At 60.9% G+C, this 24,261-nt stretch carries 27 protein-coding genes (1 of these 27 cut by a window edge); 8 read left to right on the top strand and 19 right to left on the bottom strand.

What is annotated here, in order from left to right:
• The 4 genes from M1R55_RS07290 to M1R55_RS07275 form a co-directional block, all read right to left on the bottom strand.
• On the bottom strand, positions 1 to 919 hold the 5' portion of the coding sequence (locus tag M1R55_RS07290; protein WP_249394011.1) for an ABC transporter permease. 5 nt of this gene lie to the left of the window's left edge; the window shows 919 of its 924 coding nt (coding positions 1–919); the start codon lies at positions 917 to 919; its stop codon lies beyond the left edge, outside the window.
• Positions 920 to 940: 21 nt separating this feature from the next.
• Positions 941 to 1,939, bottom strand: coding sequence for an ABC transporter permease (locus tag M1R55_RS07285; RefSeq protein ID WP_249394010.1), 999 nt, complete (start codon positions 1,937 to 1,939; stop codon positions 941 to 943).
• Between the two features lie 168 nt (positions 1,940 to 2,107).
• Positions 2,108 to 3,868: a peptide ABC transporter substrate-binding protein gene (locus M1R55_RS07280; RefSeq protein ID WP_249394009.1), complete on the bottom strand. Its 1,761-nt coding sequence runs from the start codon at positions 3,866 to 3,868 to the stop codon at positions 2,108 to 2,110.
• 292 nt (positions 3,869 to 4,160) lie between these two features.
• The gene (locus M1R55_RS07275; protein ID WP_249394160.1) at positions 4,161 to 4,541 is read right to left on the bottom strand and encodes an iron-sulfur cluster assembly accessory protein; all 381 of its coding nucleotides are present in this window, start codon (positions 4,539 to 4,541) and stop codon (positions 4,161 to 4,163) included.
• A gap of 252 nt (positions 4,542 to 4,793) precedes the next feature.
• Here M1R55_RS07275 and M1R55_RS07270 point away from each other — a divergent pair, with 252 nt between their 5' ends.
• The gene (locus M1R55_RS07270; protein WP_249394008.1) at positions 4,794 to 5,042 is read left to right on the top strand and encodes a DdrH; all 249 of its coding nucleotides are present in this window, start codon (positions 4,794 to 4,796) and stop codon (positions 5,040 to 5,042) included.
• Between the two features lie 134 nt (positions 5,043 to 5,176).
• On the opposite strand, the gene M1R55_RS07265 is transcribed toward M1R55_RS07270, so the two are convergent.
• The 6 genes from M1R55_RS07265 to M1R55_RS07240 form a co-directional block, all read right to left on the bottom strand.
• Positions 5,177 to 6,490 (bottom strand): cytochrome bc complex cytochrome b subunit, encoded by a 1,314-nt coding sequence (locus tag M1R55_RS07265; protein ID WP_249394159.1) that lies wholly within the window; start codon positions 6,488 to 6,490, stop codon positions 5,177 to 5,179.
• Between the two features lie 5 nt (positions 6,491 to 6,495).
• Positions 6,496 to 7,158, bottom strand: a complete 663-nt coding sequence (locus tag M1R55_RS07260) for a ubiquinol-cytochrome c reductase iron-sulfur subunit (protein ID WP_249394007.1) — start codon at positions 7,156 to 7,158, stop codon at positions 6,496 to 6,498.
• A 58-nt stretch (positions 7,159 to 7,216) separates the two neighbouring features.
• Positions 7,217 to 8,071 carry a cytochrome c gene (locus M1R55_RS07255; RefSeq protein ID WP_249394006.1) on the bottom strand — a complete coding sequence of 285 codons (855 nt, stop codon included), beginning with the start codon at positions 8,069 to 8,071 and terminating at the stop codon, positions 7,217 to 7,219.
• A 270-nt stretch (positions 8,072 to 8,341) separates the two neighbouring features.
• Positions 8,342 to 9,169 (bottom strand): serine hydrolase, encoded by an 828-nt coding sequence (locus M1R55_RS07250; protein ID WP_249394005.1) that lies wholly within the window; start codon positions 9,167 to 9,169, stop codon positions 8,342 to 8,344.
• A gap of 154 nt (positions 9,170 to 9,323) precedes the next feature.
• Complete coding sequence (locus tag M1R55_RS07245; RefSeq protein WP_249394004.1) at positions 9,324 to 9,590, bottom strand: hypothetical protein; 267 nt, start codon at positions 9,588 to 9,590, stop codon at positions 9,324 to 9,326.
• Positions 9,591 to 9,616: 26 nt separating this feature from the next.
• Entirely contained in the window at positions 9,617 to 10,261 is a 645-nt protein-coding gene (locus tag M1R55_RS07240) for a response regulator transcription factor (RefSeq protein WP_026298978.1), read from the bottom strand.
• Positions 10,262 to 10,433: 172 nt separating this feature from the next.
• Between M1R55_RS07240 and M1R55_RS07235 the strand changes: the two genes are divergently transcribed.
• A complete protein-coding gene (locus M1R55_RS07235; protein WP_249394003.1) occupies positions 10,434 to 10,916 on the top strand; it encodes a hypothetical protein in 483 nt (160 codons plus the stop codon).
• 203 nt (positions 10,917 to 11,119) lie between these two features.
• Here the strand turns inward: M1R55_RS07235 and M1R55_RS07230 are convergent, their stop codons facing one another.
• Complete coding sequence (locus M1R55_RS07230; RefSeq protein ID WP_249394002.1) at positions 11,120 to 12,124, bottom strand: tRNA (guanosine(46)-N(7))-methyltransferase TrmB; 1,005 nt, start codon at positions 12,122 to 12,124, stop codon at positions 11,120 to 11,122.
• Complete coding sequence (locus M1R55_RS07225) at positions 12,121 to 12,903, bottom strand: FAD-dependent oxidoreductase (RefSeq protein WP_249394001.1); 783 nt, start codon at positions 12,901 to 12,903, stop codon at positions 12,121 to 12,123. Before M1R55_RS07225 ends, M1R55_RS07230 begins: the two co-directional genes overlap by 4 nt.
• Positions 12,904 to 12,948: 45 nt before the next feature.
• On the opposite strand from M1R55_RS07225, the gene M1R55_RS07220 reads away from it, so the two are divergent.
• Positions 12,949 to 13,881 (top strand): RluA family pseudouridine synthase, encoded by a 933-nt coding sequence (locus M1R55_RS07220; protein ID WP_249394000.1) that lies wholly within the window; start codon positions 12,949 to 12,951, stop codon positions 13,879 to 13,881.
• 36 nt (positions 13,882 to 13,917) lie between these two features.
• Here M1R55_RS07220 and M1R55_RS07215 read toward each other — a convergent pair whose 3' ends face one another.
• The 4 genes from M1R55_RS07215 to M1R55_RS07200 form a co-directional block, all read right to left on the bottom strand.
• Complete coding sequence (locus M1R55_RS07215) at positions 13,918 to 14,703, bottom strand: stage 0 sporulation family protein (protein WP_249394158.1); 786 nt, start codon at positions 14,701 to 14,703, stop codon at positions 13,918 to 13,920.
• 284 nt (positions 14,704 to 14,987) lie between these two features.
• Positions 14,988 to 15,365, bottom strand: a complete 378-nt coding sequence (locus M1R55_RS07210; protein ID WP_249393999.1) for a RidA family protein — start codon at positions 15,363 to 15,365, stop codon at positions 14,988 to 14,990.
• A gap of 132 nt (positions 15,366 to 15,497) precedes the next feature.
• Entirely contained in the window at positions 15,498 to 16,565 is a 1,068-nt protein-coding gene (locus M1R55_RS07205; protein ID WP_249393998.1) for a PP2C family serine/threonine-protein phosphatase, read from the bottom strand.
• A gap of 100 nt (positions 16,566 to 16,665) precedes the next feature.
• A complete protein-coding gene (locus M1R55_RS07200; protein WP_249393997.1) occupies positions 16,666 to 17,103 on the bottom strand; it encodes a methylglyoxal synthase in 438 nt (145 codons plus the stop codon).
• 137 nt (positions 17,104 to 17,240) lie between these two features.
• On the opposite strand from M1R55_RS07200, the gene M1R55_RS07195 reads away from it, so the two are divergent.
• Both M1R55_RS07195 and M1R55_RS07190 read left to right on the top strand, forming a co-directional pair.
• Complete coding sequence (locus tag M1R55_RS07195) at positions 17,241 to 18,713, top strand: aldehyde dehydrogenase family protein (protein WP_249393996.1); 1,473 nt, start codon at positions 17,241 to 17,243, stop codon at positions 18,711 to 18,713.
• Positions 18,706 to 19,302 carry a molybdenum cofactor guanylyltransferase gene (locus M1R55_RS07190; protein WP_249393995.1) on the top strand — a complete coding sequence of 199 codons (597 nt, stop codon included), beginning with the start codon at positions 18,706 to 18,708 and terminating at the stop codon, positions 19,300 to 19,302. The genes M1R55_RS07195 and M1R55_RS07190 overlap by 8 nt, the downstream gene beginning before the upstream one ends.
• 149 nt (positions 19,303 to 19,451) lie before the next feature.
• Here M1R55_RS07190 and M1R55_RS07185 read toward each other — a convergent pair whose 3' ends face one another.
• From M1R55_RS07185 to M1R55_RS07175, 3 genes are all read right to left on the bottom strand, one after another.
• Positions 19,452 to 19,946 carry a DUF4385 domain-containing protein gene (locus M1R55_RS07185; protein ID WP_249393994.1) on the bottom strand — a complete coding sequence of 165 codons (495 nt, stop codon included), beginning with the start codon at positions 19,944 to 19,946 and terminating at the stop codon, positions 19,452 to 19,454.
• 138 nt (positions 19,947 to 20,084) lie between these two features.
• Positions 20,085 to 20,696 (bottom strand): DNA starvation/stationary phase protection protein, encoded by a 612-nt coding sequence (locus tag M1R55_RS07180; protein WP_249393993.1) that lies wholly within the window; start codon positions 20,694 to 20,696, stop codon positions 20,085 to 20,087.
• Between the two features lie 47 nt (positions 20,697 to 20,743).
• Positions 20,744 to 21,652: an MBL fold metallo-hydrolase gene (locus M1R55_RS07175; protein WP_249393992.1), complete on the bottom strand. Its 909-nt coding sequence runs from the start codon at positions 21,650 to 21,652 to the stop codon at positions 20,744 to 20,746.
• Between the two features lie 131 nt (positions 21,653 to 21,783).
• On the opposite strand from M1R55_RS07175, the gene M1R55_RS07170 reads away from it, so the two are divergent.
• The 3 genes from M1R55_RS07170 (at position 21,784) to M1R55_RS07160 (ending at position 24,226) form a co-directional block, all read left to right on the top strand.
• Entirely contained in the window at positions 21,784 to 22,362 is a 579-nt protein-coding gene (locus M1R55_RS07170) for an NADPH-dependent FMN reductase (protein ID WP_249393991.1), read from the top strand.
• Positions 22,363 to 22,667: 305 nt separating this feature from the next.
• Complete coding sequence (locus M1R55_RS07165; RefSeq protein WP_371827183.1) at positions 22,668 to 23,795, top strand: MFS transporter; 1,128 nt, start codon at positions 22,668 to 22,670, stop codon at positions 23,793 to 23,795.
• 38 nt (positions 23,796 to 23,833) lie between these two features.
• Complete coding sequence (locus M1R55_RS07160) at positions 23,834 to 24,226, top strand: hypothetical protein (protein WP_249393989.1); 393 nt, start codon at positions 23,834 to 23,836, stop codon at positions 24,224 to 24,226.
• The last annotated feature ends 35 nt before the right edge of the window (positions 24,227 to 24,261 follow it).

The following is a 24,261-nucleotide window of genomic DNA, read 5'->3' as shown; positions in this document are numbered from 1 at the left end:
AACGGCTCTTGGGATCGAAGGCGTCCCGCAGGCCGTCACCCAGAAAGTTGAACGAGAGCACCGTGATCAAAATCGCCAGGCCGGGATAGAAAGCCACGAACGGATGCTCCAGCACGACTTCGTTGGCGTTGCTGAGCATGTTGCCCCACGTGGATACAGGCGGCTGAATGCCGAAGCCGAGGAACGACAGCGCCGCTTCGCCCAGGATCGCGCCGCCCACCGCCAGCGTGCCGTTGACGATGATGATGGCGATCAGGTTGGGCACCAGATGTTGAAGCATGATGCGGCCATTTTTGGCCCCCAGCGCCCGAGCCGCGTCTACATATTCCAGATTTTTGAGGCGCAACACTTCGCCGCGCACCAGCCGGGCCGTGCCCATCCACCCAAAGAAGGTAAAGATACCCACGATGATGAACACGCTCGACAGTGGATTGTCGCGCAGAGCGACGATGGCGGGCACGTCGCTGACGGCGAACAGGCCGCTGAGGGTCAGTTGCAGGGGCAGTTCGGGGATAGACAGCATGATTTCGATAAAGCGGCTGATGACGTTGTCGGTGCGGCCGCCAAAATATCCGGCCAGCACGCCCATGAACGTGCCCAGCACCACGCTGAACAGAGCCACCGTGAATCCGACCAAGAGGCTGATGCGGCTGCCGTAAATAATGCGCGACAACATATCGCGGCCCAAACTGTCTTGGCCGAGGGGATGGCCGGGGCCAGGCGGCCTATAAATGCCTTCCAGATCCTGCGTGTTGGGATCGTATGGTGCGATCAGGGGCGCAAAAATAGCGATCAGCACCAACAGCAGGATAATCGCGAGGCTGACCATGGCAGCCTTGTGCTTGAGCAGACGCCGGAGCGCAATTTGCAAGGTGGAATTACTGCGGGCGCGGGGCGGTTTGGCAAGAGCGACAGTCATAGGAACCTCATGGCAATGACCTCACGAGTACCGAATGCGGGGATCGACCACCGCATAAACGAGATCCGCAACAAGCTGAAAAACAACCGTCAGCATGGCAAGCAGCATCAGCGACACCATCACTACGTTAAAGTCTTTGCTGACCAAAGCATCCAGAATCGCTTTGCCCATGCCCGGCCAAGAAAACACGGTTTCGGTGATCACAACGCCCCCAAACAAACCCGGAATGCTGAGGCCCAGCAACGTAATGATGGGCACGATGGCGTTCCGGAGAGCATGTTTAAACAGCACGATGCGGTTGGGCAACCCTTTCGCACGTGCAGTACGAATAAAATCCTGATTTAAGACTTCCAACATGCTGGCCCGCATAAAGCGCAGAGTGACGGCAATTTCACGCAGCATCAGAACGCTGAGGGGCAAGATCAGGTAATGGAGTTTGTCGAGGGTGGTGGCCCAAAAACCTGCATCCAGTGGCAGATCGGGGCTGCCGAGGCCACCCGGCGGTAACGACAACGCGCCGCCTGTGGCTGTAGGTAGAAACACCGCCACGAAATACAGCGCCATTGCGCCCACCCAGAACACGGGGGCGCTGAACACCACGAAGCTAAAAAAAGTCAGGAGATAATCGGGAATGGAGTACTGGCGCACCGCCGTAAAAATACCGAGTGGCACGGCAATCAAGGTACTCAGAATGAGGGCTGGAACCGTCAGCAACAGCGTATTGGGCATCCGCTGCTGAAAGACGAATTGCGCGGCGGGAATACCGAAATCCTGCGAATAACCAAAATCACCAGCAACAGCCTGCTTGAGCCAAAAAAAGTAGCGGGTATACCACGGCTGATCCAGACCGTACGCCACCTTCAGGCGGGCAATATCTTCGGGCGTAATATTGCTGTTGCCAAAAGTCAGCTGATCGATGGGACTGCCGGGTTGCAGCGCGGTCAGGGAATACACGATGAGGCTGATGACCAGCAGCAGCGGAATCATTTGGATTAGGCGGCGAAATGCGTAGGTTGCCATAGGTTCGGCCTCGCGTTGAGATCAGGAGTGAGGGACAGAAACGGGAGGAGGCGACAGGAAAAGCAGACGGGGGAAAAGCGGTGTTTCGCCTTTCCCCCTGACGCTCTAGGTGATGTGGGACGCCACTGATCTTGTCCAGTTCAGCCAACCCACACTCCCCGAAGAGCCTTATTTCTGCTTGTATTCCTCGACTGCGCCGCGCGAGGCCCAACCGATGTTGGATGCGTTCCAGCTGGGGTACAGGGTGTAGGCGCTGAAGGTGTAGTTCAGGAGGTTGGGAACCTTGGTGTACACGTTGACGCGGTAGTACAGCGGCAGCGCGGGCACTTCACTGTTCCAGATGGTCTGCATCCGGTCAAAGAGCTTGATGCGCTCTGCGAGGTTGAATTCCGTCTGGGCCAGTTTGTGCAGGCGGTCGTATTCGGCGTCGACCCAGCCTGAGTTGTTCTGGCCGGAGTAGCCGTTGGCAGCGGTGGGTACACCCGAACCCTTGAAGAGGTTGCCTTCCTCGAAGATGGGGTTGCCCGTCCAGGCGTACATGGCCAGATCCCACTTGCCGTCTGCGCCCTTGCTCAGGAAGTCGGGGCCAAAGAACACGCTGGAGGGGTAGTTCTGGATATTGACCTGCACACCCACAGCCTTCCACTGCGCCTGCAAAATCTGCTGAACGCGCTCGCGGGTGCTGTTGCCAGCGGTGGTGCCGAAGTTCAGGCTCAGTTTCTTGCCACCTTTTTGCAGAATGCCGTCGCTGCCCGCCGTCCAGCCGAGTTGCGTAAACAGCGTCTTGGCCTGTGCCACGTTGGCGTTGTAGTCGCGCACATCTCTTTTGTACAGCTTGCTGATGGGGTTCACGAAGCTGTTAGAGACGGCCTGCTTGCTCTGAAACAGGGCTTTGGTCAGGGCGTCACGGTCAACGCTGAGCAGCAGAGCCTGACGCATGCGCGCATCGTCCAGATCCAGATCCTTGGCTTTCTGGCCCCGCGTATTGATGTCGATGTGCTCCCAGATTGCGCCGGGCACGAAGTAGGTCTTGAACTTGCCGCGCTCGTTGCGCTGCAAATCCACGCCCTGATCGAACGTTGGCCCGACGGCGCTGAGAGCGTCGAGTTGGCCCGACAGGATGTTGACCTTCAGAGTGTTGGTGTTGGGGATAAAGCGGTACACCACAGTCTGAATGTACTTGTCTTCGCCGCCCTTGGGCTTGTTCCAATAATTGGTGTTACGGGTCAACGTGAGGCTGTTGCCGCTACGCCAGGCGGTGGGCTTGAAGGGGCCAGCGACCACTTTGGGCAGGCTGCGCGAGGTGGTGAAGCTGGAGATGAACTTCTTCCACTCCTCGTTGGTGACCTTGGCGTCTTTTTCGTTTTTGGTTTTGGTGTCAAAGGCAGTCCAGGACGCGCCCATAACGTGCTGGGGGGCAAGGCCGGGGCTGGTCTGGTCGGCAAACAGGTAGGGCGGCTCGTAGGTGATGGTAAAGGTATCGGCGTCGGCGGTGGTGATCTTGGCCCGGTCCCAGGGGGTGCGGTCAGGCACGGGCACGCGGTCATCGTTGACCAATCTCAGCCAGAACTGGAAGTCGGCAATCTTGATCGGGGTGCCGTCGCTCCACTTGGCTTCCTTGCGAATGGTGTAGGTCACGCTGTTACGTACCACGTCGCCCGCCGCATTCTTGACAACCTTGTAGTCGCCGTTGCCCAACGAAGGCACGCGGGTAGCAATGTCGGCGTAAGGATCGCCGTTGTCGTCGAGGCCGATCAGGGCCGCGCCCATGTAGCCGTTGATCTCACTGGTAATGGCGAGGTTGTTGGTGTTCCACGGATCGTAAATATTGGGCGGCTCCTGAGAAGTACCCACCACGAGGCTGTTGTTGGCGGGGCCAGCGAGTGCTGCGCCGATCAGAAATACAGTGAGTGCCAAGGTCTTCTTCATATGAACCTCCGGGAGCTTTGGAAATGCGCCTGATGCGTGGATGATGAGCGTCAGTATAAGGCACCTTTACGACATGTCAAGTTCATGAACTTTGCGTCTCAGCGCACTTTAATCCTTGTTCTTACATTGAGATCAAAGGACTGATGGCTGGGTTGGAGTCTCTCGCCTCTAAAAGTTTTCTGAACCCCAACACTGTGTGGAATGAGAATAAACAGTAAAACAGACGGCACTGGGCCGCCTGCTGAGGCTGAATCTTTAGATGTGGTGTTATGGCAGATCGTATTGGCCGAGCTTAGTGACTGCTGCACCCGCCGCTGCCTTCTCCGGCAGGCGACTGGGCGCTGTCGGTGCGGAAGGAGTGGCCACAGCCGCAACTGCTGGTGGCGTTGGGGTTGTTCACGGTAAAGCCGCCGCCCATCATGTTCTCTACAAAGTCCACTTCGCTGCCGCGCAACAGGGCAATGCTCATGCGGTCTACGAGCAGCTTGATACCTCGGTCATACACGATGGTGTCGCCCTCTAATTCGCGGTCATCAATGGCCATACCGTACTGGTAGCCGCTGCATCCGCCGCTCTTGATGAACACGCGTACGCCGGCATTCTCTTTGCCGCTGCCTGCCAGAATGCCGGTGGCCCGCAGCGCACCGAATTCGCTGATGGTGATCTCGGGCATCGCGCCGTTCCCACCCTGATCCAACACGTTTTGATCCTGATTCACGGAGGCCGTCATGCGTGAAGCGTAACACCATTCGCGCAACAGAAAAGTGCGCTACGAGCAAAGTAGACCTGGTTGGTCTAGGCGTTTCCGGAGCAGTAACGCATTGGCTGCAGCCCAGGCAAGCCGCACTTCAGAGGCCATTAATTCCAGTACTACTTACAGTGACCGCATACATTCCTTGAGCGTACTCATGTTAAGATGCTGGGCATGACGAACCCTTACGCCGAGTGGTTCGAGCAGCTCCGAGCAGAATATGGGGAGCAGCTCGGCTCGATGCCTCTGCCCGACGGCTTGCCTGAGCATCTGCGCTTGCTGATTCAAACGGGCGACGAGGCCGCCATCACCTTTATGATCAAGCTGGCGTGGCAGTTCGGCGCACAGGTCGGTTACGCTGCTGGCGCACGCCAGGAAAACAGCAACATCAGCGTCTTGCGCCCCAATACCGTTCAGGCCTGAGTCACACCAACCTCAACTCTTCACCGCCCGCCTAACAAGGTTGGCGGTTTTTTTTGACCCTCCTGCCAGGAGTCCTGAAGCACAAAAAAACCGCCCCGGCACAGGGCCAGAGCGGGTAGACAGGAATGAAGGCTTTAGTCGTCGGCGGGGCTGAATGCGCCGCGCTCGCGCTGATCGGCTTCGCGCAAGCTGCGGATACCGCGCACGATAGCCATGACACCGAAGTAACACAGGGCAGGAATCAGGAACAGTGCAATCCAGAGAACCGTGTTGGCGTTAGCCGTATTCAGGATGCCGCTGCTGATCAACTCTGGCTTGTAGCCTGCCACCGACATCACAATCAGAGACGCCATGAACGCCACGCCCGCCGCCAGCCTCACTGGATGGTTGGTAGGGTTTTCAGCGTAGTACATGTTGTCTTTGCTGCGGTCAAGCATGGGCACCGCAAACATCGCCAGCAAGAAAACGGTGGGAAGAAGAATCGCGCCCACAAACTCGGCTCCGATCAGCCCACCAAAAAGGTGGATCTCAAAGCTGGGAATGATCGCCAGTGCGCCGAAGACCCACAGCAAGTACCAGTCGGGCTTGATGTTGTTGATCGGCGTGGTGCTGGGGGGCCCGAAATATTCGACGGGATGAACTGGAATAAAGGCGCTGAACAGGACGATGATGGCAGCGAACATGATCGCCAGCAGCAACATGATGGGCGTCTGTTGGGTGCTGAGCGGCACTCCCACGATCTTCTTGTAGGCAATGCGCTTGGCGTACTGCGGCTGCGTGTGCTTCTGCTTGATCATCAGCAGCATGTGTGCGCCAGTCAGGGCCAGTAGAATCCCGGGCAGCAACATGATGTGGTACCCGTAGACGCGGGGGATAACGCCTGCGCCAGGGAACTTACCTGCGAAGGCAGCCTGCGCGACCCATTCGCCCACCCAGGGGATAGAGGCGGCGATACCGTAGATCACTTTGAGGGTCTGGTAAGCGTAGTTGTCGTAGGGCAACACGTAACCAGTGACGGCGGTCAGGGCCGTGAAGATCAGCAGCAACATGCCGATCCACCAGTTGATTTCGCGGGGCTTTTTGAATGCGCCCGTGAAGTAGATCCGCATCATGTGGATGACAGCGGCGGCGACCATGATGTTGGCCGTCCAGTGGTGAATTCGGCGCAACATGTCGCCAAAAGGCATGGCGTTGATCTTGAGGGCCGAGTGATAGGCGGCGGGGATCAGGTTGGGCTTGTCTGCTGTGCCCGGATCGAACGAGTTGGTCACGAGACTGTTGCTGGGTTCGTAGGCCAGTGCCAGCAAAATCCCTGTAAGAATCAGGATGATCAGGCTGAACAGCGTAATTTCACCCAGGAAGAAAGAGTGGTGAACGGGGAAGGCCTTCCGCAAGAACTTATCGTTCAGGCGGGAAATGTGCAGACGCTCATCAAGCCACTGGTTCACTTGGTTCATGCGAGTTGCTCCTCCACTTCCTTCTTAAAGGCTTCCCACTCCGATTCGGCGATGTACGGGTACGGCATAGCGAGGAAGAAATCTCCTACCACGAGTTGTTCGCCGTCAAGCTGAACAGGCAACTGAGCCAAAGCCCGTGGGGGCGGCCCACCAGTGACGATGGCTCCGCGTTTGGGATCGTACTCACCGGAATGGCAGGGGCACTTCATGCCGTCGCCCTGATCGCTGTCGGACACCGAGCAACCTGCGTGCGTACACACATCGCTATAGACCACGATTTCGCCGTCCACAGTGGCATCCAGATTGGTAGGAGCCTTCAATTGACCTTTGGGAAAACGGTACAGCGCCAGAATGTTGTTCGGGTCGCCCTTGCGAATCACGTTCGAGCCGTCTTCGCCCTTGCCCATCGGCCAAGCACGCACCAACTGGTCGCTCAGTTCGCTGACCTTGATGATCTGACCTTCCTTGCTCTCTTCGGCGTGTACCAGAATATCGCCCTTGAGCGGCGGCATCTTGTCGCGGGTGAGGCGGAACACGGGGTTGGCCGTACCCAGCGTACTGAGGAGGCTGATGCCGCCCACAGCCACAGTGCCGCCCATAGCCGCATTGATGAACTTGCGGCGCGTAATTTCGGGATCTTTACGTTTATAACGGGTCATCTTTTAAACCTCCTGACAGCCGATCAGATAATTGTGGCGAATGTTAAGTAGGGCCGTATTACCAGGGAAACTCGCCGCTGGTGTCTTCTACCAATACTTCGCCGTCCATGAAGTACTTTTTGTAGAGGCCTATAGCGATAGCAATAGTAAACAGGATCATGGCGGCGTAAAACCCTTCCATAGCCACGTTCGGCATCTCTTGGTTTTGCCAGGCAGTGTAATCGGCACTCATCTGCCGTATAAACAGCACACTAAACACCAATGACAAGATCAGGGTCACGATCATGCTGAGCATCGCCAGAGGCGTCGCCCGGACTTTATGGATACCGGGATGAAGTTCTAAGCCTTCGGCCCAAACACTGTACAAACCAATCAGTCCGTAGGTGAGCAGCACCATGATGAAGGTAGCAAGGAAGATTTCCGGCAACTTGATGTCTTCGGGCACAAAGCGGCTGCGGTTCTTGAGGACGGCAGGATCGATCTTGGTTTGCCCTTCGGCCACCAGGGCTGGCGTCAGCGGCTCTTCGATCTTGTTGCCCCACGAGTTCAGCACGTAGTTGGCGACGGCGTAAATCTCGTTTTCCTTGAGGCTGGCGTAAGAGGGCATGGCCCCTTTGCCGTTATTGAGGATGGTGTGCACGTACACCGGGTCTTTCAGAATCTTCTCGTCTCCGGCCAGTTTGGGGCCTGCGCCGCCCTGACCCTGAAGGCCGTGGCAACCGGCACAGGCGGTCGCGCCGGAAGCGGCCACGCCTTGCTCATAGATTTGCTTGCCCAGCGTTGGCCATTCCTGACTGATGCTGGCGGTCACAGCCGGGTCGACGACCACAGGCTCTGGGGCTGTTTCCTTGTTGAACAAAAACAGCAGAATGATCCACATGATGGCCGCGCACACGATGGCGACCCAGGGCATGACAGCGTCGTTTCTCTCCACGTTCCCTCTCCCTCGCGCGTGAAATGGCCTATGGGTTCCCTGCATGTTCCGGGATTGGTTTTCCGGTGTCTGGGGTTCCCGTCTAGCAGCCTGATCAGCGTCAGCATAGCACGCACCGATGGCGTTCCCAACGGCGTTTCAGAGCGCAGGAACGAGACTTCGGCACGCTTATAGTGCGCCTTACCGGGCGGTTAAATGTCCCCTCTTTTCACAGTGTTCATGTCAGTCGGAGCGGGCAGGGATCAGAGTTCAGACTGTCTCGCCCAGCGCCGCCAGCAGGGGCCACAGCACATCGGCCAAGAGGGTCACGTCGCGGTTTTCGGGATGCTCGCGGGGATCCAGGCCACCCTCGGAGAGCAGGGCCACCACCAGTGGGCGCGGCGTCCACAGCACCCCCACATCATGACGAACGCCGCCCAGTTCCCCACTTTTGCTGGCGGTGCGGTACAGGGGTTCTCCATCCGGGCCACATGGCACGCGCCGCCCGATCAGGTCGCGGTACTGCTGGCGAGACAGGATAGAGAAGGCAAGGTCAGTGTGCGTACTGTCCAGGTATTCGCCCCGCAGCAGCCCCCCCAGCAGTTCGGTTTGGTCTTGGGCGGTCGTGCGGTTGAGCTCGCCCCGGCGTTGGGCCTCGTTGCGCTGGTCGGGTGGCAGTTGCAGCTTACCCACCAAGCGGGTGGAGGGAAACCCAGCCGCATATAACCAAGCATTCACAGCGTCCACGCCCAGCCGCTCTATGACCAAGTTGGTGGCCGTATTGTCGCTGACCACGATCATCAGCGTCAGAATGTCTTGCCAGGTAAGGCTGAGGCCCGCGCTCAATTCCTGCAAGATGCCTGCACCCGGTACACGGTCGGCAGCCTGCATGGTCACGCGCTCAGCCAACTCCCACTCGCCACGCTGGGCGGCCTGCAACGCCATGATCAGCAGCGGAATTTTGATGGTACTGGCCGCCGGGAATACGCGACCTGCATTCAGAGAAAACAGTTCTTGGCCCGCCCCATCGCACACCCGTACGCCCACCACGCCCGCGAAACCACGCCCATGCAGTTGGCCCAAAAAGTCGAAACTCATGGGGGCAGGATAAGGCTGGTTCGTCTCTTGCACACACCCTCTGCTGCGGAGCTGTACCAGCCACCCCGCTGCTATGCAGTGCCCCTCTCTACTGCGTAGCTCTACGAGTTCCACAGATGGAGAGGGGAAGGTCAGATTTGCGAGATTTCCTCTGTCAGTCAGGCAAATCGGACAAGTCGAAGCCCGCCAACGCTGCAAACGGGTGCGCCGTGCCCACCGGACGCAGGGTGCAAAACGGTGGCCCGCCGTCCGGCTCTACGCGGTGCGGGCAGGTCGGGCATTCAGGAAACGCCTGATCGGTGTAGGCCAGATCAGGGTCGGCGGAGGCCACAGACCACTCCCGCCCACATCCGGCCCGGAACAACACGGAGCGGGCAGATGGGGCGGGCTTAAGGGGGCCAGAAGTCTTGGATTTAGCCACAGCGTTCTTCAAGAGCACAGCTGCGCTCAGTCAAGGTTGGCGATACCCTCGCGGATGGCGTACAGAGCGGCCTGCGTGCGGTTGTTCAGTTGCAACTTGGTAAAAATCTCGGAGAGGCGGTTGCGAACGGTCTTCTCGCTGATGTCGAGGCGCAGGGCAATGTCCTGATTGGAAAAGCCCTGTGCCAGCAGTTTCAGAATCATGGTTTCGCGCTCATTCAGGTCGGCGTGCTTCTCGCTGGGCAGTTCCTCGCGCTTGTCGCGGAAGTCGTCCAGCACGTTCTGGGCCATGTCTGCATCCAGGAGGGCTTCCCCGCCTGCCACCCGGCGAATCGCGTCGATCAAGGTGTTGGCGTCGGCGTCCTTCAGAATGTAACCGCGTGCTCCAGCCTTCACGGCCTCGAACACGTAGCGGTCTTGGCGGTACATGGTGATCATGATGACTTTGGAATTGGGGTCGATTTCCAGAATGCTCTGGGTGGCCTTCACGCCGTCGAGTTCCGGCATCTGAATATCCATCAGGATCACGTCTGGGTGCGTGTCGGCGGCGTAGCGAATGGCCTCGCGCCCATTGGCCGCCTCGCCAATGACACGCATTCCCTCGGATTCCAGCAGGCTACGGAGTCCCTGACGGAACAGCGCATGGTCATCGACGAGCAGTACCCGGATCATGTGGTCAGTGTACGGCGCAGGAGGCGGGCAAAAACGGAAGCGAAGTGGCAGAGTAGTGGCCGAGGCCGCCAAGATGACGGATAGGTCAAGAGTCATCTGCGTTCTGCCTGCCCACACTAAATCTATGCACGGCGATAGGAATCTGTAAGCACCTGCCTTTACACTGACCCCTATGACTTGGTTTGATGCTCTGCTGGTCACGCTGTTGGCTGTGGTCACGGCGCTGGGTGCCCGGCGGGGTTTGGCAGGCGTAGCGTGGGGACTGGGCGGCATCGCGGCCTGCTTTCTGGCTAACTTTTTGGGCACGGGCGCGGTGGCTGCGACAGTCATTGCCCTGGTGTTGAGTGGGGGCGTGGCCTACGTCACACAACGACTGATTCCCAACCCGCTAGAGCGTCCGTGGCAGTTGGCCGCAGGAGCGGTAGGAGGCTTTGCACTGGGCAGCGTGCTCATCACGACGCTGGCTCTCGGCTTCCCCATAGAAATGCGGGTCGAGCCAGAACGCATCACCGGAATCTATCCGTCCAGCAGCCTGTCGCCCGTGCTGTACGACGCTGTGAACAATTCGGCCATCAAGGGCCAAGTGATGGGCATTTGGGGAGCCAATCCCGCGCTGAAAACGCTGCTGGTGCCGGATCAGACGCGGGTTCGCTAAGAGGCGGGGCGTAGTCTAGGCGGCTACTGGTCTAAAGGTTAAAGGTCGAGGCTCTAAGGTGTTGGGGCGGGAGCGGTTACTGGTGGTTCCCTCAACCTCACAGCTGTTCAGGTCACTCAAGGAGCTGGGGCAACGGCGGTAAGCTGGGTTTCTTAGTCCCTTAGAGCCTCGACCCTTAGAACGCCCTTCCACACCACAGACTCTCAGTACCCCCGGTTCGTCGTCTCCGCGCCGCGTTCTTCCAGCCACGCTGTTACTGTCGCCACTGCCGCCTTCACGCCCGGCGTAATGATCGGGCCACCGAATCGGGCAAGCCGCACCAGGAATTGTCCGTCTGAGCGCGGGTTCACGTTCACCAACACTTCCTGCGTCAGTTCGCCCTCTACGACATGCGCCAAAAACACCAAACCGTCTTTGGCGAGGCTGCGGTAGGCGTCCAGCAGCACCACGGTCCAGCCCACCGGATCGGCAGCGTGCTGGCCCCCGCGTGCGGTGTATTTGTCGAAGTGGGTTTGGGTGATGGCTTGGGGATGCAGGGCGTCGGGCAGGCGCAGGATGGCGTGTGGCACAGCAGATTCTTCCTTTGGATAGGGGGCGGCGGTGGCAGGCGCAGCGTCGGGGTGCGCGGTGGGAACGAAACGGGCGTGATGTACGCCCAGCCCCAGATCCCGCCATTTCAGCGCGTACTTGGTTTCCAAGGCGGCGGCGGGCGGCTCGGCCAACTCCACGCGCATCACGCCGCTAGCTTCTGCCTCGGTACAGGCAAACTCAAAATACTCGTCGTGGTCGGTGGTCAGCAGAACCGCGCCGCCCGGTTTCAGGCGGTTGGCAGCCAACTGGAAAAAAGGCACGCGCAAGAGTCGCTGCTCGGTATGTCCAGCTTTGGGCCACGGATCGGGAAAATTGACGATGATGGCGTCCAGCGAGTCTGCCGGAATGACTTCGCGCATCACCACCCCAGCTGGCAATTTGGTCAGCATGGCGTTGGTCAGGCCGGCTGCATGCAAGCGCCGCTCGGCCTTGAGGAGCGAAACGCCTGACAATTCCACGCCCAGATAATTTGGAGCTTCTGGGAAGGTCTGAGTGAACGGCGGCCAGAATCGCCCATCGCCGTAACCGATTTCCAGCACCCAGGGCCGCTCAGCGGTATCGGGAAACAGGCGGGCGGGTGTTTCGGGAAACAGGAAGTCCGAGAGTTGAAAGATCATTTGCTGACCTCGCCGGCATCCGACGCTGCCGGGGCCAGGAATTCGGCGGCGAGGCGGGCGGCATCCTGCAAGACCGAGGCATAGGTATGGTCGCCCGGAGTGCAGCGGCCCAGCGCCCACACGCGGTCCAGGCGGCGAATGCGGAAGCCGTCCAGTTCAGTTGGTGCAGGCGTAAAAAAGCGCACGTCATAGGGAGGCGCACCGTCTACGGCAGCAGCAGTGGCCTCGCTGCCTATCAGGAAGATGCCAGCGCGGGCCAGATCGTCAGCCAAAAAGTCGTAGGCCACTTCCGACAGCCGCCCCGCTTCTTCCATCGTGTCACCAATAAGCAGGCGGGCTTTCAGGAACGCGCCCACCGCCAGCACCACGTCGCGGGCGTGCAATTGCGGGCCTTCCCAGGTGGAGATGACCACCTCCGATTCTTCTTCATCCAGCGCAGTCACGGTGCTTTGCAGCAGGTGAATGCCCGCTGTACCTTCAATTTTGGCCTTCAAGTGGCGGTGGAAAGCCCAGCCGTCCTGCTCAGGCGCGATTCGGGCGGCGACCTCTCCAAACACGCTACCAAGCGGAAAGTCGGCCCCAGCAATGGTGGGCGCGTACAGGTTCCCCAAGTGGTCGAGCGCCTGAGATACAAGCAGCACATCCTGACCCGCCCGCGCCAAGCGCCACGCCAGTTCAGTGCCCGCCAAGCCCGCGCCGATCACGGCCACGTCGTAGACATGCCCCGGCTGCGGCTGGCTGCGGGGCGGAGTGCCGTGTTGAGAAAAGGAACCGAACATCAGTCGCGCAGTCTAGCAAGCGGCGGCCTGCTTTACCCTAAGCCTGTGCCCCTGCCCACCTTCGCCCCCAGCATCCTCAACAACGGCTATGCCTACCGGGACAGCATCGGCGTGGCGGGTCAGGGCCAAACGGTACTGACGTACCTGACGAAGCGCTACCGCCATTCGGACGCTGAAACCTGGACGGCGCGGCTGGCAGCGGGCGAGGTGACGCTGAACGGGCAGACCGCCCACGGAGCAGAACGGCTGCGGCAGGGGCAAACGCTGATCTGGCAGCGCCCACCGTGGCAGGAGGAACCCGCGCCACTCCACTTTGACGTGCTGTACGGGGATGAGTCGCTGCTGGCCGTGTCTAAACCATCGGGGCTGCCCACCTTACCGGGGGGCGGATTTTTGGAACACACACTGCTGATGCAGGTGCGGAAGCAGTTTCCAGAAGCCACGCCGCTGCACCGCTTGGGGCGCGGGACATCCGGGCTGGTGCTGTGTTCGCGCACACGGGCGGCGGCATCGGGCGTGCTGCGTGGCTGGCGCGACCATGAGGTTCAGAAGACCTACCGGGCGCTGGCTTCCGGCCACAGCGAACAGGACAGCTACCGCATCAGCACGCCGATTGGCCCGGTACCGCATCCCCTGTTGGGCAGCGTGTATGCCGCCAGCCCAGAGGGAAAACCGTCGCTCAGTGTGGCGCGGGTACTGGAGCGCCGAGCAGATTCAACGTTATTCGAGATAGATATTTACACGGGCCGCCCACACCAGATTCGCATTCACCTCGCCAGCGTCGGAATGCCGCTGGTGGGCGATCCGCTGTATGGGCCGGACGGATTGCCTCTGTCCCACCTACCCGGACTGCCGGGAGACCTGGGGTACTGGCTGCATTCGGCACGGCTGGCCTTCGCACATCCGGTGGGTAGGGTGTGGTTAGAGTTGTCCGCGCCTGTGCCAAAAATGCTGGCGGTACACGGAGAAGGCGTCTAAGGGCCAAGAAAGGCGCTTCCTAAACCCACTCCCCTATTACGCTTCCGGCTGGTCTCGCTTGGGCTTGGGCGCTGGCGCGTCGGGCATGCGTTTCAGTTCGCTGGCGGGAATGCCCAACAACATGCCCTGATCGGTATGCACGTCTACCGTGCCTGCCAGTGGGTGGAGCTTGGTCACCTTGCCGCAGGCACCGCTGCCCTCATGGCACACTTTGGCGTTCTTGCGGGGCAAATCTTTGAGCAGGTCTACGTATTGCGTGTGCTCGAATTGCAGGCAGCACAGCAGGCGTCCACAGGGGCCGCTCAGTTTTTCGGGATTCAGGGGCAGCTGCTGATCGCGGGCCATGCGGATACTGACGGGTGCGAAGTCTTGCAGGTGCGTGCTGGAACAGTTTTCGCGGCCACACGCACCCAGCGTGCCGATCATCTGCGCCTGCTCACGCGGCCCGATGGCGGCAAAGTTGACGCGGGCGCGGGTGTGGTTCCGCAGTTCTCCGATCAGGCTGCTGAGTTCTATGCGGTCTTCGGCGCTGTAGCTGACCGTAACCAAGCTTTCGTCGAGCGTAAATTCTACGGCCACCAATTTCACGGGCAAGCGGCGCTCACGGGCGCGGGCACGCAGCAGCCATTTCAGGTCTTCACCCTGACGGTGAAGGTCTTCCCAGCGGGCCACGTCTTCGGGGGTCGCCGCCCGCAGCACCGCGCCATAACGGGCCTGCGGTTCGGGCGCAGTGGCCTCGCCACGCACTTTGGCGACTTCGGGGCCGCGTTTGCCCTGCACCACGACCCGCGTGCCCACCGGGTAAGGCTGCTCGCTGAGCATGGCGTGAAGCCGGGGACTCCGCTCGAATCGGATGGGAAGGACAACCACGCCTTGCACAATGCCACGCGCAGGGGGCGGGCGTCGAGAGGTGATGCACATTGGGGAAACAGGCGGTGGGTTGTGGGCTGTATAAAGTGGGAAAAAGCGCTGCAATCTGATGCCAACGCTCAGCCCTTCCCACAACCGAGGAGCCGCCCTGAGCCCACCGTTCTAAACGCTCTCACACCTGTAGAGAACTTAGATTGTGCATTCACCAAGCCCTTCCCACGCGCCACGATCCGCTCTCAGTGTCGTTCGGCCAGCACCTCGATCTCTACGCGCACGTCGCGGGGCAGGCGGGCCACCTGTACCGTGCTGCGGGCGGGGTAGGGGGCCGAAAAATGCGCCTCGTACACAGCGTTCATGGCCCCGAACTCGTTCATATCGGCCAGAAACACGGTAGTTTTGACCACACGCTCCAGATCAGTTCCGGCGGCGGCCAAGAGTGCTTTCAGGTTGGCGATTACCTGTTCGGTCTGCTCGGTGATGCCGCCTTCCACCAGGCTGCCGTCGGGCTTGAGGGGGATTTGGCCGCTGGTGACCACCAGATTGCCAAAGGTGACGGCCTGGCTGTAAGGGCCGATGGCGGCGGGGGCGGCGGGCGTTTGCACGATATCTTTCATGCCGCCTACTGTACCCGCTGAACCCCAGCCCCATGACGACAGCTCCGTTACAACAATCCTGTTGAACAGTCCCTCCTCAAACGCTACGCCTGCTGGAGAGAGACTGAGGAGCCGGGCGATGAGAACCCTGGGTCAGTGACGAGGGTCGTGCATGGGCTGGGTCTTGGCCGATGCCACCGAAACGGGCGCACTGAGCGGGGGCCGGGTGGAGGCGCGGGCCACTTGGCGGCTGTGCAGTACGCGGCGGGAAATCAGAATGCCCAGCAGCACCACAATGCCCAATACCCCCAGCATCACCCGGTGTTCAGGCATAAGGATGACGCCCAGCAGCGTAAAATAAACCACCGTGAGCAGCAGATAAGTCAGCAGACTGTTGCCGCGCCGCGCACTCAGCAGCACATCGGCGTAAGTGGGGCCGTCGGGTTGGCGCACGGGCAGAGCGTAGTTCGGGACGCGCAGGCTGCGGCTGATATCCACGATCACTGCGGTGATGTTGTCCGGGCCACCCGCATCGTTGGCCGCGTTGACGAGGGTGCGGGCCACCTGATCGGGCGTGTTCTGGCGGGCCAACATCTCCAGCAGATGCGCTTCTTCCACGACGCCGGAGAGGCCGTCACTGCACAGCAACAAGCGGTCGCCAGACTTGAGGGGAAAGCCGAACAGTTCCAGCCGCACCCGTTCTTCTCCGCCGAGCGCGTTGCTGACCACGCTGCGCCATTGGTGATCCCGCGCTTCGGCTTCAGTCAGGTTGCCCAGCCGCACCTGTTCGGCCACCCAGGAATGGTCGTCGGTCAGGCGGTGCAGTTCTCCGCCGCGCAGCATGTATGCCCGCGAATCGCCGACATGCGCCACAATCGCCGCGCCCCGGTCTATCAGGATGGCCAGCAGCGTGGTGCCCATGCCCACGTATTCGCCCACCGCATGCCGAAGTACCGAGACATTGGCGGCCTGCACCGCCTCTGCCAGACGTTCGGGCGGCATGCCGCGTCCATCAAGGTAAGCCTGACTCAGGGTATCGAGCGCCAGATTTGCCGCCAGCTCGCCAGCAGCATGGCCCCCCATTCCGTCGGCAACGGCATAGAGGCCACCTTGCGGTAAGTCGAGCGCCAGAGCAGCGTCCTGATTGACACCGCCCTGACGTTGACGCCCTACGTCCGTGAGCAGCCCAGAGGACATAGAAGGCGTCGCTGGGGAGCGCATGAGCTCAATATAAGGCAAGCGTTAGGAGAAAGGGTGTGTTAAACCTGTCGGACTCTCAAAAATAATCAGAACTCCGGCTTCTACAGGCCGGAAACGGATCTCAGGAGGTGTGCCCTTGCTCACGCAGCCACATCATCAGGGCTTCGGCACTGGCCGGGTTGGTCGCCAATGGCACGTCGTGTACGTCGCACAGGCGCACCAGGGCCGATACGTCGGGCTCATGGGGCTGCGCGGTCAGCGGATCGCGGAAGAAGAATACCGCCAGCACGCGCTCCTCGGCCAGCCTTGCCCCGATTTGTTGGTCGCCGCCCAGTGGCCCCGACAGCACCCGCTCTACGGTCAGGCCCGTCTGCTTGGCCAGAATGCTGCCTGTGGTGCCTGTGGCTACCAGATGAAAGCGGGCCAGAATCTCCCGGTGGGCGAGGGCAAACAGTGCCAATTCCAGCTTTTTTTTGTCGTGGGCGATGAGGGCCACCTGTCGCCGCTCGGTTGTCGCGCTCCCGCCTGCACCCTGAACACTGCCACCTTGAACCGTCATGCGGGCCATTGTTTCACGTGGGGCGAGAGGGCAGAGATTCCTATTCTGGATATCTATATCTGACTTACACTGGGTTCAAGTTTCCATCTACACAGGTTTACTTTGGCTGCCGCCGACTTCTCTGGGAGGTTTTCCCCATGACCACTGCTCCTCGCCCCGTCCTCCACTCTGCCGACCTGTCCAACATGACTGATCTGCACCGCCTGTTTGAGCTTCAGCAGTCGCATAGGCCCAGGGCGGCGGGAGCCAGCGTGCCGGAGCGTCAGGCGTTATTGCGGCGACTGCACGACGCCATCAAAGCGGGCCGGGTTGCCTTGGCGGGCGCTCTGGCCGCCGATTTGGGTAAAAGCCGCGCCGAGTCCGAACTGACCGAAATTCATCCGGTACTGGAAGAAATTCAGCATGTCATCCGCGCCCTACCGCGCTGGGCCGCCCCCAAACGTGTGCCGACCACCGCCATGATGCTGGGCGCACACAGCGAAATTCGCGCCGAGGCACGCGGCACCACCCTGATTCTGAGTCCCTGGAATTACCCGGTGAATCTGGCGTTGGCTCCGTTGGTGGCCAGTCTGGCGGCGGGCAACACGGTGATCCTCAAGCCCAGTGAGAAAGCTCCGGCCACAGCCCGCGCCCTCCATCAACTTCTGGAACGAACCTTTCAGCCGCAGTTGGTGGCCGTCGCCCTCGGTGGCCCGGACGTCGCGCAGACCCTCACGACCTTGCCGTTCGATCACATCTTTTTTACGGGCAGCGGCGCGGTAGGGCGGCAAGTGTTGCGGGCCGCCGCCGAGAACCTGACGGGCGTGACGCTGGAATTGGGCGGCAAAAGTCCGGCGCTGATCGATGCGAGCGCCGACCTAACCCTCAGCGCCGAGCGGATTGCGTGGGGCAAGCTGCTGAATGCGGGCCAAACCTGTGTGGCTCCCGACTACGTGCTGATTCCCGAACACCTGCGCGATACGTTCGTGCTGCAACTCGGAACCGTGATTGCCCGCCGCTATGGAGACCGGGCGTGGCTGCGGGTGGGGCCGGATTACGGGCGAATGATAGACAGCCGCAGCGTGGAGCGCCTCTCTCGCCTGACCGGAGACAGCGTGGCACAGGGCGCGAAAATCGCTGTGGGGGGCGAGTTCGATGCCGGGGCCAAGTTTATCTCTCCCACGGTGGTCGTCGACGTGACGCCCGACATGCCGCTGATGGCGGAGGAACTGTTTGGCCCGGTGCTGCCCGTGCTGACCTACCACACCTTAGAAGAAGCGCTGGCCCTGATCGGCAGGCTTGATCCGCCGCTGGCTCTGTACGCCTTCGGGGAAGATCAAGCCGCGCTGGAATGTATCAAACGCGGTACCCAGAGCGGCGGCATGGTGGTCAACGGCACCGTCATTCACCTGACCAATCCGCACCTGCCGTTTGGCGGTGTGGGGGCCAGCGGCATGGGCAATTATCACGGCGTACACGGCTTCCGCACCTTCAGCCACCAGCGGGCCATCCTGACCGAGCCAAGGCAAAGCGCCACCCGCCTGGCGTTTCCGCCGTATGGCCGCCCCGCGCTGCGCCTCGTGACCTGGTTGCTGCGCCAATTGGAGAGGCAGACCGGGCCGCGTGAATGACGTTCTGACTAAGTTGACCGGGGTAATCACAGCGGGCGGAAAATCCAGCCGATTCGGCAGCGATAAGGCGTTGGCAATGTTGGAAGGCCGCCCATTGCTGCACCATGTTGCCCACAGCCTGGAGGGCTGCGGCCTGCGCTTGCTGGTGGCCCCACCCGGCAACTACGCGCTGGAGGGCTGGCAAACTGTGCCTGACACCCGCCCCGGCGAAGGCCCACTGGCAGGACTGGAATCTGCGCTGGGAGCAACACTTCAACTAAAAGGGGCGGGATGGGTGGCCTTTACGGGCGTAGACCTGCCCCGCCTGACCGCCGACTCCTGGCGCACGCTGGCCGCCGCCTGCAAGCCGCACATATTGAGTGTGCAACCTGTGGACATGAAAGGCCGCCCGCAACCCCTGGCCGCGCTTTATCACACGGATTTGCTGCCCCACATCACAGCTTTATTAGATACTGGCGAACGCAGACTGCGGGCTGCCGCTCCTGCTGAAACTGTTGTTACGGTTGCGGACATTGCGCCGGAGACGTTGCGGAATGTGAACACGCCCGCTGATCTGGCCGCCCTCCTCAGACCAGAAAAAGAGCGATAAAAAATCCGCCTTGTGGCGGCGGTGTCTGATCAACTTGAATGACAACACTATAGCGCGGTATGCAGAAGAAGTCAAACTATGCGCTCGCCCCATTTCAGACCGCTCAGAACCCGCCGCTGATCCTGACCAGAGCGGCAAAAAACGCTCGGCTACCCATAGGCCGCCTTGTGTGTTTTTTTCATCCGTGCATACTCTGCGTTGGCTTCGGCCTCTTCCCACTTGGCCTTAAAAATTCGTGCGGATTCGGCCTTGATGGGGTCTTCGGGGCTGCGCGGCAACTCGGCGCGGCCATGCGCCCCACTCTGGCCCTTTTTGTCGTCGGGCACGGGGCCGTCGTACTTCTTGCCGCCCTTGTGGTTGGCATAGCGGCGAGAACGGGTGAAGCCCATCTGCAAAAACTTACGGGCCATATCTGCGCCCACAAAATCGCCTGCTTTCAGGTAGTCCAGAAAGAGGGCGTAGATGGTTTCGCTGCTCTGGCGAGCTACATCGGGCGTGGCAAAGCGCCAGTGGGGCAGAATCTCGGATTTGTACGGCTGCACCAGCAACACACCCTGCTCTCCTATGCCCACCCGGTACAACTCTGGGTGGGCGCGGAGATCAAGTTCGGCGTAATACAGGCTGTAGTCGAATTTGGGGGGCATGACCTAGGTGGCTCCGGGAACAGATTCCGGCCACTCCGTTGTTCTAGCGGAACCACACCGTTAGAACAACTTCGTTCTAAAATCTGCATTGCTCCTACTCGCTTTGCTCGGTTCGAATCTGGGATCCAAACGGAGTTTTTACGTCATCCGGTCATCGTCCATCATCGCGTTCAGCATCCAGCGGATTTTGTCTACGGTGGCGGCGTACCCGTTGTACAGGTCGGCGGTGGCGGGATCGTTGGCGTCGTCTACGGTCTGCGAATCGTCGCGGTAGCCCCGACCCACGCGGGTCAGGTCGTCGACCAGATCGGACACCTGGGCGCGGGCGTCACGCACGGTCACGGTGGGGACTTTGACCACGCTGAAGCGCTCGATGTCGGCAGGCGCGGCAATCGGGCTGCCACCGAGGGCCACCAGGCGTTCGGCCTGCTCGTCGATGCTGGGGAAAATTTCTTCGATGAACTCGTCGTAGGCGAGGTGCAGATCACGGAAAAAGCGGCCCCGAATGTCCCAGTGGTACTTCTTGAATTTCAGGTACAGGCTGATGGAGGTGGCGAGGTTGCGCTGCAAGGTTTCGGCCACCACACCAAACTCTTCTTCAGTCAGGTAGCTGTGGTCGACGAGACGGTTATGAACCGTGTGCAGGTGCGCGGCGTCGGCCTTGGAGTCGCCGCCTGCCACCACGCCCTGAGTGCCCACATTCTGGTCGGCGTCTTTGCCTTTGCCTTTCTTGCCAGCTTTTTGCGTCATGGCCCTAACCTACGCTGCGGCCCCTGCCGCGCCCATACGTGGATTCTTTAGGCTTGACCCATTTGGTACATCAATCTGTTGTCCTCTACCCGCATTCCAACCGCGCCCGATTCCTGCAATTCAGTCAGGTGGGCGGCCACCACAGCGCGGTTCAGGACTACTGCAGAGGCGTTGGTCATGGTGATATTCAGGGCAGCGCACACACGGGCCAACAGTTCATCGGTGGTGGCGGCCCCGGCCTGTACGGCGTGTAGCACAGCGCCAGTCGTGCGGGCGTAGGCGGCGAGATTGGCGGCCACCAACCCGGCCAGATCGGGGGTGGGGTCGCCATGACCGGGCAAGACCACGCGCACGCCTTCCAGTTCTCCCAGCCGCGCCGCCGCTTCCTTTTGCAATCCCGAGTCGGCGCAAAAGGTCAGAGGATGCTTGGCCAAGGCTTCTGGCCCGAACAGCGCGTCGGCCGCGTACAGCACGTCTCCGACCCGGACGGCGTACATCATGGAGGCGTGGCCTGCCACTTCCAGCAGCTCCAGATCCGCGCCGCCGATGCGGGTCAGGCCGGGTTCGGGGGCGAGGCGGGCTGGGCTGGGCGGGGCCAGCAGGAATTTGTTCTGCAATTCGGCAGGGGGCCGCGCCCCGAACAGCGTGATGGGTTCCAGGATCGGGTGCGTGATCACAGCGTCTTCCAGCGGCGGCGCGAAGATTTTGAGTTCTGGATAACGCTTCAGCAAAAAGCTGTTGCCGCCGTGATGGTCGGCGTGACTGTGCGTGTTCAGGATGCCGGTGGGCTGCAACCCTGCCTCGGTCATGGCCCGCAGCAACTTGCGGGCGTGAGACTCGTCCAGACCAGTGTCTATGACCAGTGCACCGCCGCGCCCGTCTTCGACCAGCACACTGTTCACGGCTGCGGGAAAGTAGTGCACACCGGGGGCGAGGGGCAGCAGAGCAGAGGCCATAGGCAGCAGAGTACAGGCCAAACCGGGCGAAAGATTAACTTTACTTAACAAATCACTTGATCGTTTGATGTAGAGTGATTCTTGAACAGGCCGAAGCGTTCGGCCACCTTCTCAGTGTCTCAAGGAGAACTATGCCCCGTCTGCCCAAACTTGCCATTATCGTCAGCAGCACCCGTGCCGCCCGCTTTGCCGACAAGCCTACCGCCTGGTTTTCCGGGCTGGCTTCTCAGCGCACCGACGCCGAATTTGAAATCGTAGACCTGCGGGATTTCCCCATGCCTTTCTTTGATGAAGTGGCCTCTAACCTGTACACGCCCAGCCAGAACGAAGTGGCCCAGCGCTGGCAAAAGAAGCTGACCGAGTTTGACGGCTACATTTTTATTACTGCCGAGTACAACCACGCGCCCACCGGCGTGCTGAAAAATGCGATGGATTACGCCTACCCCGAATGGAACAAGAAGCCTGCCGCCTTTGTCGGGTACGGCTCGGTGGGCGCAGCGCGGGCCATAGAGCAACTGCGAATGATCGCCGTGGAACTCCAGATGGCCCCCACCCGCACCAGCGTGAACATTCAGGGCGGAGACTTTTTTGCCGTGTGGCAGCAAGGCAAGGACATTGCCGAACTGACCCACCTGCTCCCCAGCGTGAACACTCTGCTGGATGAAGTGGTCTGGTGGGCCAACGCCCTGAATGCGGCGCGGGAAGCGTGAGCGCCAGCAACGGGCGCAGGGCGGTCTAAGGGTCTAGAGTCTGAGGGTCTAAGAACAGCAACGATCCAAGTTCCAGCCCCTTGTGTCCGAGTAAGCGTCTAAGTAAACCAACGCAGAGCAAGCAAACGCAGAGGCGGCCCCGTGCTTGCTCTGCGTTTGCTTTTGCGCTGGCTGTCTGCTCACGCTGAACGCTGTGCCCGTTCCCAGCACCGTGCGGGTGTAGCCTCTCCCCCGTGACCTCTGCCCCCGCTCCCGCCTTCCGCCCTTCTGCCGCGCAACTCGGACTCGTGGGCGTCACGTTTCTGATGTGGGGCGGGTTTTTTCTGGTCATTCCGCTCATTACAGTGCATTTTGTAGAGGGACTGGGGTGGGCGGCGGCCAGCGTGGGCATCGTGCTGGGCGTGCGGCAATTGACGCAGCAGGGGCTGACGGTGTTTGGCGGCGCGTGGGCAGACCGGATCGGGCCAAAGCCGCTGATTCTGGCGGGCTGCCTGATCCGCACCCTCGGCTTTGGCTGGATGGGGTTTGCCGAATCGTTTGGCGTGCTGCTGGCCGCGTCGGTGCTGGCGGGCATCGGGGGCGGCCTGTTCGATGCGCCCAAGAGTGCCGCTATTACGGCTGTGACGAAGCCAGAACACCGGGGGCGAATGTTCAGTCTGATCAGCATGGCCGGAAACCTGGGCATGGTGGTGGGGCCACTGCTGGGCGCGTGGCTGTCGGGCGTGGGCTTCCGCACGGCGGCGCTGTGGGCGGGCAGCGTGTACTTGGTGGCCTTCGCGGTGCTGGCCCTGACCCTCCCCCGCATGATCCCACCCCCACGGGCGGCGGGCGCAAGCAGTTTGGATGGCCTGAGAATTGCGCTGCAAGACCGCGTATTCAGGCGTTTTACGCTGGTGCTGTGCGGCTATTTTTTGCTGAGCACGCAACTGAATGTGGCCGTGACGCTGAAAGCGGTGGCGCTGGCTGGCCCCGCCGCCACTGGCCCGCTGTACGGCCTGAGCGCGGGCCTTGCCGTGCTTCTGCAATATCCGCTGCTGAGGCTGGTGGAACGCCACATTCCCACACGCCCCGCCCTCGTAACCGCCGTGGTGTTGGTGGCCGCCGCACTGGGCCTGATGGGATTCGCCGCCACCTTTCCGCAACTGCTGGCCTGCGTGGTGCTGTATTCGCTGGGCACGATGTTGGTCTACCCCACCCAACAAACCCTCACCGCCCGCCTTGCCCCAGAAGGCCGGGTAGGAAGCTATTTCGGCTTCAGCGCCATCAGCCTCGGCGTGGGCGGTGCACTGGGCAACTTTCTGGGTGGCCTGCTGGTGGATGCAGGCGCACGGTTGAACCTGCCCACGCTGCCTTGGCTGACGCTGATGGCGGTGGGCTTGGTCACGGCGGCGGGACTGCGGTGGGCGCTCAGGGAGATGGGGGAACGCTCATGAAGAACCGCTACCCGCAACCCCTGGCCTAGACTCAGGGCATGTTCTGGGTCAATGCCTTGATGCTGGTGCTGGTGGGCCTGCTGCTGGGCTGGATTCCGGTGCTGGGGCCGGGAGTGCTGGGCTTCCTGGCAGGCCGGGCCGAACGGGGGCCACGTGCCGTGCTGGTGCTGTTGCCCACACTGATCCTGCAAACCCTGGCCCTGATCGGCGTGCGCTGGCTGGAAAACGCCGCCGAGCGCCAGCAGTTAGACGGCTGGTTCTGGACGGCATTAACTTGGCTGGGCAGCCCCGTCAGTACCGCACTGGGCCGCCCCCTCGCCAACGCCGTCGGAGACAGCAGCCCGCTGGGGTTCATGCTGCTGTTCACGGCTCCGGCACTGGTCGGGCTGATCTTGGGAAGCTGGACAGCGGGGCGGCGTAAGCAGCTATAGATCAACATGAGAGGCTCTGATTTTTAGACCTTTGA

This window comes from Deinococcus sp. QL22 (assembly GCF_023370075.1).
Classification (GTDB): Bacteria; Deinococcota; Deinococci; order Deinococcales; family Deinococcaceae; genus Deinococcus.
The sequence above is the reverse complement of the archived record's forward strand: the minus strand, read 5'-3'. Positions and strand labels throughout refer to the sequence as shown.

What these genes read in the sequence shown, in the direction of transcription:
- M1R55_RS07285 (WP_249394010.1), bottom strand. Translation starts at nt 1,939, where the DNA reads ATGGCAACCTACGCATTTCGCCGCCTAATCCAAATGATTCCGCTGCTG.
- M1R55_RS07280 (WP_249394009.1), bottom strand. Translation starts at nt 3,868, where the DNA reads ATGAAGAAGACCTTGGCACTCACTGTATTTCTGATCGGCGCAGCACTC.
- M1R55_RS07275 (WP_249394160.1), bottom strand. Translation starts at nt 4,541, where the DNA reads ATGCCCGAGATCACCATCAGCGAATTCGGTGCGCTGCGGGCCACCGGC.
- M1R55_RS07270 (WP_249394008.1), top strand. Translation starts at nt 4,794, where the DNA reads ATGACGAACCCTTACGCCGAGTGGTTCGAGCAGCTCCGAGCAGAATAT.
- M1R55_RS07260 (WP_249394007.1), bottom strand. Translation starts at nt 7,158, where the DNA reads ATGACCCGTTATAAACGTAAAGATCCCGAAATTACGCGCCGCAAGTTC.
- M1R55_RS07255 (WP_249394006.1), bottom strand. Translation starts at nt 8,071, where the DNA reads ATGCCCTGGGTCGCCATCGTGTGCGCGGCCATCATGTGGATCATTCTG.
- M1R55_RS07250 (WP_249394005.1), bottom strand. Translation starts at nt 9,169, where the DNA reads ATGAGTTTCGACTTTTTGGGCCAACTGCATGGGCGTGGTTTCGCGGGC.
- M1R55_RS07240 (WP_026298978.1), bottom strand. Translation starts at nt 10,261, where the DNA reads ATGATCCGGGTACTGCTCGTCGATGACCATGCGCTGTTCCGTCAGGGA.
- M1R55_RS07235 (WP_249394003.1), top strand. Translation starts at nt 10,434, where the DNA reads ATGACTTGGTTTGATGCTCTGCTGGTCACGCTGTTGGCTGTGGTCACG.
- M1R55_RS07230 (WP_249394002.1), bottom strand. Translation starts at nt 12,124, where the DNA reads ATGATCTTTCAACTCTCGGACTTCCTGTTTCCCGAAACACCCGCCCGC.
- M1R55_RS07225 (WP_249394001.1), bottom strand. Translation starts at nt 12,903, where the DNA reads ATGTTCGGTTCCTTTTCTCAACACGGCACTCCGCCCCGCAGCCAGCCG.
- M1R55_RS07215 (WP_249394158.1), bottom strand. Translation starts at nt 14,703, where the DNA reads ATGCTCAGCGAGCAGCCTTACCCGGTGGGCACGCGGGTCGTGGTGCAG.
- M1R55_RS07210 (WP_249393999.1), bottom strand. Translation starts at nt 15,365, where the DNA reads ATGAAAGATATCGTGCAAACGCCCGCCGCCCCCGCCGCCATCGGCCCT.
- M1R55_RS07205 (WP_249393998.1), bottom strand. Translation starts at nt 16,565, where the DNA reads ATGCGCTCCCCAGCGACGCCTTCTATGTCCTCTGGGCTGCTCACGGAC.
- M1R55_RS07200 (WP_249393997.1), bottom strand. Translation starts at nt 17,103, where the DNA reads ATGACGGTTCAAGGTGGCAGTGTTCAGGGTGCAGGCGGGAGCGCGACA.
- M1R55_RS07195 (WP_249393996.1), top strand. Translation starts at nt 17,241, where the DNA reads ATGACCACTGCTCCTCGCCCCGTCCTCCACTCTGCCGACCTGTCCAAC.
- M1R55_RS07185 (WP_249393994.1), bottom strand. Translation starts at nt 19,946, where the DNA reads ATGCCCCCCAAATTCGACTACAGCCTGTATTACGCCGAACTTGATCTC.
- M1R55_RS07180 (WP_249393993.1), bottom strand. Translation starts at nt 20,696, where the DNA reads ATGACGCAAAAAGCTGGCAAGAAAGGCAAAGGCAAAGACGCCGACCAG.
- M1R55_RS07175 (WP_249393992.1), bottom strand. Translation starts at nt 21,652, where the DNA reads ATGGCCTCTGCTCTGCTGCCCCTCGCCCCCGGTGTGCACTACTTTCCC.
- M1R55_RS07170 (WP_249393991.1), top strand. Translation starts at nt 21,784, where the DNA reads ATGCCCCGTCTGCCCAAACTTGCCATTATCGTCAGCAGCACCCGTGCC.
- M1R55_RS07165 (WP_371827183.1), top strand. Translation starts at nt 22,668, where the DNA reads ATGTGGGGCGGGTTTTTTCTGGTCATTCCGCTCATTACAGTGCATTTT.
- M1R55_RS07160 (WP_249393989.1), top strand. Translation starts at nt 23,834, where the DNA reads ATGTTCTGGGTCAATGCCTTGATGCTGGTGCTGGTGGGCCTGCTGCTG.